Source organism: Rhodococcus koreensis (assembly GCF_017068375.1).
GTDB classification, from domain to species: domain Bacteria; phylum Actinomycetota; class Actinomycetes; order Mycobacteriales; family Mycobacteriaceae; genus Rhodococcus_F; species Rhodococcus_F koreensis.
In genome coordinates, this window is sequence record NZ_CP070609.1 from 1,617,036 (window position 1) to 1,630,000 (window position 12,965).

The 12,965-nt window shown below is 66.7% G+C and carries 9 protein-coding genes and 2 rRNA genes (1 of these 11 only partly in view); 5 read left to right on the plus strand and 6 right to left on the minus strand.

Going from position 1 to position 12,965, the window contains the following annotated elements; translation table 11 throughout:
• Positions 1–17: 17 nt before the first annotated feature.
• The gene (locus tag JWS14_RS07505) at positions 18–1,118 is read left to right on the plus strand and encodes a coiled-coil domain-containing protein (protein WP_206012783.1); all 1,101 of its coding nucleotides are present in this window, start codon (positions 18–20) and stop codon (positions 1,116–1,118) included.
• Here the strand turns inward: JWS14_RS07505 and JWS14_RS07510 are convergent.
• Together JWS14_RS07510 and nucS are read right to left on the minus strand one after the other, a co-directional pair.
• Positions 1,115–1,441, minus strand: coding sequence for an ATP/GTP-binding protein (locus tag JWS14_RS07510; RefSeq protein ID WP_072946972.1), 327 nt, complete (start codon positions 1,439–1,441; stop codon positions 1,115–1,117). The genes JWS14_RS07505 and JWS14_RS07510 overlap by 4 nt on opposite strands.
• 16 nt (positions 1,442–1,457) lie before the next feature.
• Positions 1,458–2,132: an endonuclease NucS gene (gene nucS / locus JWS14_RS07515; RefSeq protein WP_043824264.1), complete on the minus strand. Its 675-nt coding sequence runs from the start codon at positions 2,130–2,132 to the stop codon at positions 1,458–1,460.
• Between the two features lie 36 nt (positions 2,133–2,168).
• Between nucS and JWS14_RS07520 the strand changes: the two genes are divergently transcribed.
• Positions 2,169–3,770 carry an adenylate/guanylate cyclase domain-containing protein gene (locus JWS14_RS07520; protein WP_206012784.1) on the plus strand — a complete coding sequence of 534 codons (1,602 nt, stop codon included), beginning with the start codon at positions 2,169–2,171 and terminating at the stop codon, positions 3,768–3,770.
• Here the strand turns inward: JWS14_RS07520 and JWS14_RS07525 are convergent.
• Positions 3,717–4,499: a TetR/AcrR family transcriptional regulator gene (locus JWS14_RS07525; RefSeq protein WP_206012785.1), complete on the minus strand. Its 783-nt coding sequence runs from the start codon at positions 4,497–4,499 to the stop codon at positions 3,717–3,719. The two genes, JWS14_RS07520 and JWS14_RS07525, sit on opposite strands and share 54 nt — an antisense overlap.
• A gap of 89 nt (positions 4,500–4,588) precedes the next feature.
• On the opposite strand from JWS14_RS07525, the gene JWS14_RS07530 reads away from it, so the two are divergent.
• On the plus strand, positions 4,589–7,390 hold the full coding sequence (locus JWS14_RS07530) for a DEAD/DEAH box helicase (RefSeq protein ID WP_206012786.1): 2,802 nt from the start codon (positions 4,589–4,591) through the stop codon (positions 7,388–7,390).
• Entirely contained in the window at positions 7,387–8,160 is a 774-nt protein-coding gene (locus JWS14_RS07535) for an SWIM zinc finger family protein (RefSeq protein WP_206012787.1), read from the plus strand. Before JWS14_RS07530 ends, JWS14_RS07535 begins: the two co-directional genes overlap by 4 nt.
• Here the strand turns inward: JWS14_RS07535 and JWS14_RS07540 are convergent.
• Positions 8,126–8,461 carry a UBP-type zinc finger domain-containing protein gene (locus JWS14_RS07540; RefSeq protein WP_241031283.1) on the minus strand — a complete coding sequence of 112 codons (336 nt, stop codon included), beginning with the start codon at positions 8,459–8,461 and terminating at the stop codon, positions 8,126–8,128. The genes JWS14_RS07535 and JWS14_RS07540 overlap by 35 nt on opposite strands.
• A 180-nt stretch (positions 8,462–8,641) precedes the next feature.
• Here JWS14_RS07540 and JWS14_RS07545 point away from each other — a divergent pair, with 180 nt between their 5' ends.
• Positions 8,642–10,261 carry a PucR family transcriptional regulator gene (locus tag JWS14_RS07545; protein WP_206012789.1) on the plus strand — a complete coding sequence of 540 codons (1,620 nt, stop codon included), beginning with the start codon at positions 8,642–8,644 and terminating at the stop codon, positions 10,259–10,261.
• A 91-nt stretch (positions 10,262–10,352) separates the two neighbouring features.
• On the opposite strand, the gene rrf is transcribed toward JWS14_RS07545, so the two are convergent.
• Together rrf and JWS14_RS07555 are read right to left on the minus strand one after the other, a co-directional pair.
• Positions 10,353–10,469, minus strand: a 5S ribosomal RNA gene (gene rrf / locus JWS14_RS07550).
• 137 nt (positions 10,470–10,606) lie between these two features.
• Positions 10,607–12,965 (minus strand): 23S ribosomal RNA (locus JWS14_RS07555) (it continues 776 nt past the right edge of the window).

The following is a 12,965-nucleotide window of genomic DNA, read 5'->3' on the forward strand; positions in this document are numbered from 1 at the left end:
CAGGTAGATTGGCGGCCATGGTAAACGAGCAGGACCGTGGTTCGATCCCCCTTCCCTTCTCCACCGTGCGTAAGGGATTCGACCGGGACGAGGTACGCAACTACTTCGAGCGATTCGACGCCGAGCTGCGCGTCACTGCCGCCGACCGCGACGCCGCGGCGGCGCAGGCGCGGGATCTCGCCAAGCAACTCGACGACGCGCGGGACGAGATCGACGATCTCCGCAAGGACGTCGACCGCCTGTCGGTTCCGCCGACCACCGCGGAGGGAATGAGCGACCGCATCTCGCGCATGCTCCGGCTCGCGTCGGACGAGGCGTCCGAGGTGCGCGCGAAGGCCGAGGCCGACGCCGCCGAGACGATCTCCGTCGCCGAGCAGGAGGGCGCGCAGCTCCGCGGCCAGTACGAGTCGCTGGTCGCGGAACTCGAAGACCGCCGCAGCGCGCTCGAGATTCAGCACGAGCAGACCATGGCGAAGGCCCGCACGGAGGCGGCGAAGATCGTCGAGGCCGCGCAGTCCGAGCGCGACCGCCTCGCCGCCGAGGCCGAACTGCGTCGCTCGCAGGTTCAGGAGGACTTCGACCTCTCGATGTCCGAGCGCCGCCAGAAGACGATCACGGCGGTGAACGAGCTCGAGTCCACCAGCAAGGCCGAGGCGCAGCGTCGTCTCGCGGACGCCACGCACGAGGCGGAGCGCAGGCTGCAGGCTGCCACCGACCAGTCGGAGCGCAAGATCGCCCACGCCAAGGAACTCGCGGAAGAGCTTCGCGTGCTCCGCGGCCGGATCCTGGCGCAGCTCTTGGGCATTCGAGGGCAGCTCGATTCGGTTCCCGCCATGTTGGCGTCGGTCAACCGGGAGAGTGAACTCCTGGACGCGCATCCCGACACCGCGGCGTCGAAGTCCGAGAAGCGTCCGAACGAGAACCCGAACAGCCAGTCGGCACCGAACGGCGCAGCGGACCGCAAGACCGAGTCGGGCGAGTCCGGGTCGAACGCGTCAGGGAAGAAGTCCGGGGACGAGACGGACAACTCGGACGAGGACACCGCGGTGCTCTCCACCGTCGAGAAGACCCAGGCGAACCGGCCTGCGGGTCAGCGAACGGTGAAGACCGGAAGCTAGGACCACCTGCGGGTGAGGCCCCGGGTGCTGCGTCCCGACCAGCACCCGGTGTGCCAGTGCCGCCGGTCCTCGGCTCCGCCGTATTCGGCGGGCCAGGTGACGAGGTGGGCGACACCGGGCCGGATGTCGTGATCGCAGCCCGGGCACCGGTACGACTTGGTCGCCCGGGCCCCGGGGATGGTGCGGACGATGTAGCTCTCGTCCGCGTCGCCCGCGGGACCGGATTCCTGACGCATCAGCGCACTACCGAACAGCGAGCCCTCGGAATTGTCCGGGGGCGCACTGCGGCGCGTGTTCTTCCGCTGCGGTTTACGACGGGGCACGGGTTCAGCCTAGGCCTCAGAAGAGCCGGAACTCGGTGCTCTCGGTGCCGCGCAGCGCTTCGTAGTCGAGCACCAGGCACCGGATTCCGCGGTCGGTGGCAAGGGTTTTGGCCTGCGGCTTGATCTGCTGGGCGGCGAAGACGCCGCTCACCGGTGCCAGCAGCGGATCGCGGTTGAGCAGTTCGAGGTACCGCGTGAGTTGCTCGACACCGTCGATGTCGCCGCGGCGCTTGATCTCCACGGCGACGGACGCGCCGTCGGCGTTCCGGCACAGCAGGTCGACGGGACCGATCGCCGTCATGTATTCACGCCGGACCAATGTGTAGCCGTTGCCGAGCGTTTCCACGTGTTCGGCGAGCAACTCCTGCAGGTGCGCTTCGACACCGTCCTTGACGAGCCCGGGATCGACTCCGAGTTCGTGACGGGAGTCGTGCTCGATCTCCTCGATGGTGATCCGCAGTTCCTCACCGGCCTTGTTGGTCACGACCCACAGGGCTTCGGCGTCCTCGACGGAGTCCTCGACGAGCCAGCAGGGCGGGCTCATCCAGTTCAGGGGCTTGTAGGCGCGGTCGTCGGCGTGGATGCTCACGGAACCGTCGGCCTTGATCAACAACAGGCGACGAGCGGTGGGCAGATGTGCCGTCAAACGGCCTACGTAGTCGACTCGGCATCTGGCAATCACTAGGCGCACCCGCCCACCCTAAGGGATCGTGCCGACTAGTCTCGAATGACTATGCTCAGCCCTCGCCGATCCGTCGCCCCGCTGGGGTCGTGGTTGCTGGGATCGCCGGACGAGAGTCCCCGCCGGCGCCGCATCCGTGTCCAGTTGCTGCTGACCGCGCCGCTGGTGTTCACGAATCTCGTCGGTGCGGTGATCACCTGCCTGCTCATCAGCGTCGTCGTCCCCGGGCCGAGTGTGTGGGCGAGCGAGTTCGCGATCGCCAACTTCGTCGCAGTGCCGGTGTTCGTGCTGTGCGCGGTGCTGATCGGCGTGACCTGGGGCACCAAGCGACTGGTGTCGGATCTGCGATGGGCAACGGAGGACGACGTGCCCACCGACCACGACCGGTCGGCGGCGTTCCGCGCCCCGTGGCGCCTGACCCGGGTCCAGGCGGCGCTGTGGGGCATCGGGTTGGTCTTCTTCACGACGCTGTACGGCCTCATCGATCCCCAGACCATCCCGAAGGTCGCGTTCACGATCGCGATGGCCGGCATCACGGTGTGTGCGTTCTGCTACCTGCTGACGGAGTTCGCGCTCCGTCCCATCGCCGCCCGCGCACTCGGATCGGACGGACCGCAACCCCGCCGCACGCTCGGCATCACCGGCCGCACGGCGCTGGCGTGGATCCTCGGGACGGGCGTTCCCGTGCTTGGCCTGATGCTCATCGCGATCTTCAGCTTCATCCGTCCGGCGAGCCCGACCAGCCTCGCGGTGTCGATCCTCGCGCTCGGTGGTGTAATTCTGCTGTTCGGTCTGCTGCTGGTGGTGATCAGTGTGCGCGCCACCGAGGCGCCCATCCGCTCGGTGGCGCAGGGCATGGCGAAGGTGGCCGACGGCGATCTCGATGCCGAGGTCGTCGTGTACGACGGCACCGAACTCGGCGCGCTGCAGACCGGGTTCAACCGGATGGTCGAGGGACTGCGCGAACGTGAGCGGATCCGCGACCTCTTCGGGCGGCACGTCGGGCAGGACGTGGCGTCGCAGGCGCTTCGGCACAACCCCGAACTCGGCGGGGAGGAACGCGACGTGGCGGTGCTGTTCGTCGACATCATCGGGTCCACCACGATCGCGGCCACCCGGTCTCCGGCGGAGGTCGTGGATCTGCTCAACCGGTTCTTCGACGTGGTCGTCGACGAGGTCGACCGGCGGGGCGGGTTCGTCAACAAGTTCGAAGGCGACGCCGCGCTGGCCATCTTCGGGGCACCGATGGCGCTCGACGACCACACCGGTGCGGCCCTGTCCGCTGCTCGGGTCCTGCGCGAACGGCTCACCGCCGAGGTACCGGAATGCGATGCGGGAATCGGGGTGGCGGCCGGTCGCGCGGTGGCCGGAAACATCGGCGCCCACGAACGTTTCGAGTACACGGTGATCGGCGATCCGGTCAACGAGGCGGCGCGGTTGTCCGAGCTCGCCAAGAATGTTCCCGGGCACGTCGTCGCGTCCGAGCGGGCGATCGCCGCGGCGTCCGAGGACGAAGGCACGCGGTGGCAATGTACCGACACCGTCACCCTGCGCGGGCGTCTCGAACCGACCACGCTGGCCGTTCCCGCCGAACTAATCCCCGCCGGTTCCGCCGCCGACGATGAGGGCGCCGACTCCGTCGAGTAGCCGGGCGAGCCCGAATTCGAAGGCGTGGGCGGGCGAGAACGCGGCGTTGTGGTGCTCCCCCGCCGTGGCCCCGACCCGGGTGGCGAGCGGAAACCGCTCGGGGTCGAAGACCTTCTCGAAGTGCGGCGCGACGCTCTGCCACCACTCGCTGTCCGCCTCGCCCTGGTCGGCGAGCGCGGCCGCGTCCACCGCCGCCCGCGCCGCGCCGGCGACGAAACTGTCGAGGAGTGTGACGACGGAGTCCATGTCGAGGTCCGGCAGTCCCAGTCCCTCGACCGCGCGCAGTTCCCGCTCGTACTTGGCCATCCCGCCGGGCCCGAGGACCGGCCGGCTCAGCGCGACGACTCCGAGCATCCACGGGTGTGCGCACAGCAGTTGGAAATAGTCGTGCGCGGCGGCCGTGAGACGCTCCCGCCACCCCGCGTCGGTGTCGTCACCCGGTTCGAGCGTGGACAGCGCCCGGTCGAGCATCACCTCGACCAGTTCCGTCTTTCCGGGAACGTGCGTGTACAGCGACATCGCCCCGACGCCGAGTTCGGCCGCGAGCCGGCGCATCGAGACGGCGTCCAGCCCCTCCGCATCCGCGACGGAGACGGCGGCCTCGACGATCCGGTCGAGTGTCAGGCCGGGTTTGCCGTTGCGGGGACGCGAGATCGGCGTGCTGCGGCCACCCCACAGCAACTCCATGGTGCGGGCGGGGTCGCCCTCCGGTGCCGCGCTTCTTCCCATGCCGAGATCTTCCCACGGCGCCCGGGAACAATTCCGCACGCCGCCTCGTTGACGTACGGCGTACCATAAACCCGGCGAAAGGCGCAGTAGTGACAGCAGAGCCCACCCTCGCCGGCTGCGCGGCCACCTTCGTCCCCGCCGATCCTCCGCGCGACTCGCGCCTGGTGTTCTGGAGCGATTCACCGGACGGGCAGCAGCCACCGAGTGCCGATTCCCGCACCCGGATCTTCACCGGCAGAGAGGTGAACAGCGTTCCGACGCAGCATGTTTCCCTCGCTGACGCGCTGCCGATGCTGCTGTCGCCGGCACCCGGCGACACGGCGCATCGATCGGTCGCGTTCTGGGCCGCCTCCGCCCGCACCGCCGTCGGATACCTCGAGGCGGGCAAGGTCCTGCCCTCGGTCACACCGCACGGCCGCGACGTCTGGCGGCTCGGCACCCTCGACGACGAGGACGCATCGCACCTGCGTCTGCTGGCCGCCGCGCTCCCGCCCGAAGCTCGCGCCATCCCGCTCGGGGATCCGCGCGCCGACGGTGTTCGCCTCCCCGCCGCCGCGGACGTCCTGCGCGACTTCCTCACCTCGGTCGTCGACACCGTCCCGCGACTCGGTTCGCCCGCCGACGCCGGCCCCTACCTGGCCTGGGATGCCGACCCCTCCCCGGAACTGCAGGCGTGGGCGGACGCCCTCACACCCGAGGCGATCGCGCTGTCGTTGCGGATCGACCCCGTCGATCCCGGCGCGGTGGATCTCTCGGACAGCGAATTCGACGCCACGGTCCAGGTGCACGGCGTCGCGCGGCCCGGAGTGGTGTGCGACGCCGTGGACCTGTGGCGGCATCCGACGCTCGCCGAATCCGCGTTCGCTTCCGACCCGCGGATCGAGGTTCTCGGTGCCCTCCGCCGCGCGGCCCAGGACTGGGCTCCGCTCGAAGATCTGTTGCGGGCGGAGACGCCGCACCGCATCCGGCTCGAGGACGACGACCTGGGCTCCCTCGCCGGGGACGCCGGCCGTCGGCTGCGCGAGCGGGGCGTCCAGATCCATTGGCCGCGCGCACTGGTCGCCCAGACGTCGACCCGCATCATCCTCGGCGACCCCGGATCCCGGGAGGGCGCAGCCGCTTTCGGCGGCGACCGTGCCTTCGACTTCGACTGGCGCGTCGCGGTGGGCGAAAACGTGCTCACGCGGGAGGAGATGGAAGAGCTGGTGTCGGCGAAGCGGGCAGTCGTGAAACTCCGCAACCGGTACGTCGTCGCGGACGCGGAGACGATACGAAAGACCCTCCTGCGGCGGACCGGAACCATGACGGCCGTCGAGGCCCTTCGGGCCGCGCTGACCGGCCGGGCCAGGCGCGGCGAGGACGACGTCCGCGTCGACTCCTACGGGGCGGCCGCGGCGGTGGCGCGGGAGCTGTCGGACGGGGATCCGGAGCCCGTGCCGGTCCCCGCAGCCCTGCGCGCGCAACTGCGGGACTACCAGTTGACCGGCTTCCGCTGGCTCGCCGGGCTCACGTCACGGGGCCTGGGCGCCTGCCTCGCCGACGACATGGGCCTGGGAAAGACGTTGACCCTCATCGCGCTTCACCTGCACCGGCAGCAGGACCCGGACACGGCGGGACCCACACTCGTGGTCTGTCCCGCGTCCCTGCTGGGGAACTGGCGGCGGGAGATCGAGCGTTTCGCACCGGGCACCGGTGTCCTCGTCCACCACGGTCCGAGCCGCCGGCCTCCCGGTGAGACGGTCGCGGACGGCAGCGACACCGTCGTCCTCACCACGTACGCGACGATGCGGCTCGATTGCGAAGTTCTCGCCGGGACGACGTGGGGTCTGGTCGTCGCGGACGAGGCCCAGCATCTGAAGAACCGGTCCGCAGCCGTGACGCGGGCGCTGCGGACCATTCAGGGACAGGCGCGCGTCGCCCTCACCGGCACTCCGGTGGAGAACCGGCTCAGCGACCTCTGGTCGATCCTCGACGGCGTCACCCCCGGTCTCCTCGGCCCCTACGCGCAGTTCCGGCGCCGCTACGACGGCTCGTCAGAGATGGACGGGCCCGACGGCGCGGCGGAGTTGGCGGCATTGATCTCACCGTTCGTCCTCCGGCGCAGGAAGTCGGATCCGGGGATCGCCCCCGAGCTTCCACCGAAGACGGAGATCGACCTCGACGTCACTCTCACCCCGGAGCAGGCCGGCATGTACGAGGCGCTCGTCCGCGACGCCATGGAGCGGATCGAGACGAGCGAGGGCATCGGGCGGCGCGGCAGCATCGTGTCGCTGCTGACCGGTCTGAAGCAGATCTGCAATCACCCGGCTCAGTACCTCGGCCAGGAGCACGCCACGCTCACCGGCCGTTCCCACAAGATCGGTCTGCTCGACGAGCTGATCGATACCAACCTGTCGGAGGGCGGCCGTTCCCTCGTGTTCACCCACTTCACCACGATGGGACGACTGCTGCGACGGCACCTGACGACGCGCGGGGTGACGTGCGAGTTCCTGCACGGAGGCACGTCCGTCGGGGCCCGGGAGGACCTCGTCGAACGCTTCCAGAACGGCGACGTCCCCGTCCTGATCCTGTCCCTCAAGGCCGCAGGCACCGGGCTGAACCTCACCCGGGCCGATCACGTCGTCCACTTCGACCGCTGGTGGAACCCGGCGGTCGAGGACCAGGCCACCGATCGTGCGTACCGCATCGGTCAGACCCACCCGGTTGTCGTGCACCGGCTCGTCACCGCGGGAACCATCGAGGAACGCATAGCCGCCATGCTCGCGTCCAAGCGGCAACTCGCCGACTCGGTTCTGTCGCACGGCGCCGCCGCCTTCACCGAGCTGACCGACGGCGAACTCGCCCGGCTGGTGGCCCTGAGCCCCGACTACGACTTCGGAGGTGACCTGTGACCGACGCCATCACGCATCCCCGCTTCCCTGCGCAGAAGGGCCGGCGCACGCGCGGCAGGACCTGGTGGGCGCAGCGCTGGGTTGACGACGTCGAGCAGGCCGCGCTCGACTCGAACACACTGAAGCGCGGACGCGCCTATGCCCGTGGCGGACTGGTCGGTCCGCTCACGTTCGCGCCCGGGCTCGTCTCCGCGGACGTGCACACCGACGACGAGAGCCTGCACGTGCGGATCCGGGTGGACCCGCTGGACGAGCGACAGTGGGGCGAGGTGCTCGCGACTCTCGCGTCGCGGAGCGGTCACGTCGCCCAGTTGTCGAGTGGGACGCTCCCCCGCGAACTCGACGAGGATCTCGCAGCCGTCGACGTGTCACTGATTCCGTCGATGTTCGACGCCGATGCGACCTGCACCTGCGAGGAGTGGGACGTGCCGTGCCGCCACGCCGCTGCGGTGCTGTATCAGGCCGCGTGGGTCCTCGACGACGACCCGCTGCTGTTCTTCCTGCTGCGCGGACGCGAGGGACAGGAGATTCTGCAACGCAGGCACGGCACGCACCCGGAGACGTCCCGGTCGTCCTTCGACGATGCATGCGTCCCGGTGCCCGCAACGGACGCCTACGCCGCAGTGCCCGGACCGCTTCCGGCGCCGCCGCGCCCCGGCGGAAGCCCGGTGCGGCCATGCTGGCTGGACGGCGCTCCCCCCGAAGTTCGGGCCGACGCCGTCTGGTCTGCGATCGTCACTGCGATTTCGCGATACGGAGACCATGTCTGAGGTCGTCCGCCGGCCCGGGCACCAGGCTGGGTGCGACCACCCGGGCCCCGGTCGCCGGATACGGCGTGCAGATCTGGACGTCGTGCACGAAGCACCAGCGCCAGTTGTCCCCCGCATGGAGCGACTGGACGATCGGATGACCGCTGAGTTCCGCGTGATGTCGCGCGTGCCGCATCGGTGATCCGTCACTGCATCCGACATAGCCGCACGTCAGGCACAACATCAGGTGCTCCCAGCGGGTACCGAGTGCGAGACAGCCCTCGCACCCGTCCGACGTGTGCGCGACGACATCGCGAGTCATGTTCAGATCGGGATCGTGCCAATTATTGGATTGGGTCATAAGTGCCACCCCTCAGTTACCAAGATTGGCGGCTGATCCGTCTCGCCACATGGTCACAGCGGAACGAAAGAATCCCCCGAAATCCGGCCCCGCTGGACAGCGTCCCGGTTTCGACGGCGCAAAACGGGGTAGTTCCATGCCATGGATCTGGATGCAGCCCCAGACCCGAGGGTGGGTCACACCCCGCGGGCCACGAACCTGTCTGCGGTGCTGGCCGTGACCGCACACATGCACGACTGCGGGAATCGGGACGAGATCCTGTCCCTGCTCGCCGAAGCCCTCCCCGAACTCGGCCCATTCTCGGTCGAACCCGTGACCGTGCTGACGGGCGAAGTCCCCGACGACGACGTCTGGCGGCACCGCGTGTTGCTCGACGATTCGTGGTCCCGGCCGGTGTCGCTGACACTGCGGGCCGACTACCCGCCGACGCCGGTGCAGGCGACGCTCCTCGAGTTGTTGATTCAGCACACGGGGTCGGCCCTGCGCGCCGCGTCGCTCCGCTCCCGGGCCGCCACCCAGGAACGCCAACTGCGCGAGGCCACGGACGAGATCACCGCGATCGGCACGAGAGCCGCGCGGCTCGAGGAGGAAGCGAAGATCCACAGCACGTTCGGGCGACTCGCCGCGACCGGCGCCGAGGAGACCGCCATCGCCGAGACCCTCCACGAGGTGACCGGACTCGCCGTCGGTATCGAGGACGCGTTCGGCAATCTTCGTGTGTGGTCCGGCCCGGACGCGTCCGGGCCGGCACCCCGGTACCGCAAGGTCGGCGGCGGGAACCGGGTCGACGTCCTGCGCCGGGCCGCGATGGAGGGGCGGCCGCTGCGGGACGACAACCGGATCGTGCAGGTGGTCCGGCCTGGCCAGACACTTCTCGGTGTCCTGTATCTGTCCGACCCGGATCACCGCGCCACCGATCTCGACACCTTCGCACTCGAGCACGCCGCGACGATGCTCGCCGTGGACATGGCACACCGCAGATCGCTCGCCGAGACGGAGGCACGGCTGAGCCGCGACCTGGGTGCCGACCTACTGGCCGGCACCGACGACGACAGCGCCTACTCGCGGGCCGACGCGCTCGGCTACGACCTGCACACACCGCAACGCGTCCTGGTCGTCCACTGGGGTCCGGACACGTCCGTCGAGTCCGTCACCGAGGCGTTCCGTCGTCACCTGACGGCCACCGACTCGTCAGCCCTCCTCGTTCACGGCAACGAGCAGCGAACCGGCGTCCTCGCCGCAGTCATGGACACCAAGACGGACGTGAACACCGTCTTCTCAGCGTTGGAGAAGTCGCTTGGCCCCGCCGTCGGTGTGGTCGGGGTCGGATCCGAATGCACCTCTCCCAGCACACTCCCCGACTCGTACACCCACGCGATTCGCGCCCTCGAAATACGAAAGCAGTCGAACTCGCCTCGCGGTGTGGCACAGTTCGACGAACTCGGCGTCTACCGCATTCTCGACTCGCACAGCAGCACCGGAGATGTCGAGGCGTTCGTGCAGGAATGGCTGGGCCCCCTGCTCGACTACGACCGGCAGCACCGCAGCACGATGACGGCCACCCTCGCCCAATACCTCGAATGCGGCGGCAAGTACGACGAGACCGCGCAGGCCCTCAGGATCCACCGCAGCACACTCCGGTACCGGATGTCCCGCATTCACGAACTGACCGGGCGTGATCTCCGCAGTGTCGACACACGCCTGAATCTCCATCTGGCGTCACGGGCGCTGCAGGTCCTGGCCGGCGGTACACCGGGGTGAAAAGGTGTGCGCGGCAACGGCTGCCGTCGGCAAAAGTGTTGTGAAATGCCGAAAGCCCCCCAACATGGTTGGGGGGCTTTCGGTAACGGATGTTCGGCGGTGTCCTACTCTCCCACACCCTGTCGGGTGCAGTACCATCGGCGCTGGAGGGCTTAGCTTCCGGGTTCGGAATGGGACCGGGCGTTTCCCCTCCGCTATGGCCGCCGTAACTCTATGAAACTGTCACACGGAACATCAGCGAAGACACAACCACACATCGTTGGACCGATGGTGGTGGTGGTTCTTCTTCTTCAGTTCCGAAACGTGTGTTGTTTCAGATACTGCACAGTGGACGCGTAGCTTCTTTGTGGTAAGTCCTCGGCCTATTAGTACCAGTCACCTGCATCCGTTACCGGACTTCCAGTTCTGGCCTATCAACCCGGTGGTCTGCCGGGGGCCTTACCCCCTCGAGGGGGTGAGAAACCTCATCTTGGAACAGGCTTCCCGCTTAGATGCTTTCAGCGGTTATCCCTTCCGAACGTAGCTAACCAGCGGTGCTCCTGGTGGAACAACTGGCACACCAGAGGTTCGTCCGTCCCGGTCCTCTCGTACTAGGGACAGCCTTCCTCAAGTTTCTAACGCGCGCGGCGGATAGAGACCGAACTGTCTCACGACGTTCTAAACCCAGCTCGCGTGCCGCTTTAATGGGCGAACAGCCCAACCCTTGGGACCTACTCCAGCCCCAGGATGCGACGAGCCGACATCGAGGTGCCAAACCATCCCGTCGATATGGACTCTTGGGGAAGATCAGCCTGTTATCCCCGGGGTACCTTTTATCCGTTGAGCGACACCGCTTCCACTTGCCGGTGCCGGATCACTAGTCCCGACTTTCGTCCCTGCTCGACCTGTCAGTCTCACAGTCAAGCTCCCTTGTGCACTTGCACTCGACACCTGATTGCCAACCAGGCTGAGGGAACCTTTGGGCGCCTCCGTTACATTTTGGGAGGCAACCGCCCCAGTTAAACTACCCACCAGGCACTGTCCCTGAACCAGATCATGGTCCGAGGTTAGAGGTCCAATACGATCAGAGTGGTATTTCAACAACGACTCCACACTCACTGGCGTGAGCGCTTCACAGTCTCCCACCTATCCTACACAAACCGAACCGAACACCAATACCAAGCTGTAGTGAAGGTCCCGGGGTCTTTTCGTCCTGCCGCGCGTAACGAGCATCTTTACTCGTAATGCAATTTCGCCGAGTCTATGGTTGAGACAGCTGAGAAGTCGTTACGCCATTCGTGCAGGTCGGAACTTACCCGACAAGGAATTTCGCTACCTTAGGATGGTTATAGTTACCACCGCCGTTTACTGGGGCTTAAATTCTCAGCTTCGCCACCGAAGTGGCTAACCGGTCCTCTTAACCTTCCAGCACCGGGCAGGCGTCAGTCCGTATACATCGTCTTACGACTTCGCACGGACCTGTGTTTTTAGTAAACAGTCGCTTCTCACTGGTCTCTGCGGCCCCACCCAGCTCACACTGCAAGAGTGATCACCGGACGAGGCCCCCCTTCTCCCGAAGTTACGGGGGCATTTTGCCGAGTTCCTTAACCATAGTTATCTCGATCGCCTTAGTATTCTCTACCTGACCACCTGTGTCGGTTTGGGGTACGGGCCGTGTGAAAGCTCGCTAGAGGCTTTTCTCGGCAGCATAGGATCACTGAATTCGCCTCATTCGGCTATGCGTCACCTCTCAGGCTGTGTGAATGGCGGATTTGCCTACCATTCGCCCTACAGGCTTACACCAGTATTACCACTGACTGGCTCAGCTACCTTCCTGCGTCACCCCATCGCTTGGCTACTACCAGATCAGGTCCCATGCATCCACATCCAGGGCCCCCGAAGGGACGTAAGGACGCTTCAGGATGGTTAGTATCACTGATTCACCAGGGGCGCGTTCACACGGGTACGGGAATATCAACCCGTTGTCCATCGGCTACGCCTGTCGGCCTCGTCTTAGGTCCCGACTCACCCTGGGCGGATTAACCTGGCCCAGGAACCCTTGGTCATTCGGCGGACGAGTTTCTCACTCGTCTTTCGCTACTCATGCCTGCATTCTCACTCGTGTGGCCTCCACGGCTGGGTCACCCCGCCGCTTCCATGGCCACACGACGCTCCCCTACCCATCCACACCACTGCCCACGACTCCGCAGAATCGCAGGGGTGCATTGTGTGAATGCCGCAGCTTCGGTGGTGTACTTGAGCCCCGCTACATTGTCGGCGCAGGATCACTTGACCAGTGAGCTATTACGCACTCTTTCAAGGGTGGCTGCTTCTAAGCCAACCTCCTGGTTGTCTTCGCGACCCCACATCCTTTTCCACTTAGTACACGCTTAGGGACCTTAGCTGGCGATCTGGGCTGTTTCCCTCTCGACTACGAACCTTATCGCCCGCAGTCTCACTGCCGCGCTCTCACTCACCGGCATTCGGAGTTTGGCTGATTTCGGTAAGCTTGTGGGCCCCCTAGACCATCCAGTAGCTCTACCTCCGGTGAGAAACACGCGACGCTGCACCTAAATGCATTTCGGGGAGAACCAGCTATCACGGAGTTTGATTGGCCTTTCACCCCTACCCACAGCTCATCCCCTCAGTTTTCAACCTAAGTGGGTTCGGTCCTCCACGACGTCTTACCGTCGCTTCAACCTGGCCATGGGTAGATCACTCCGCT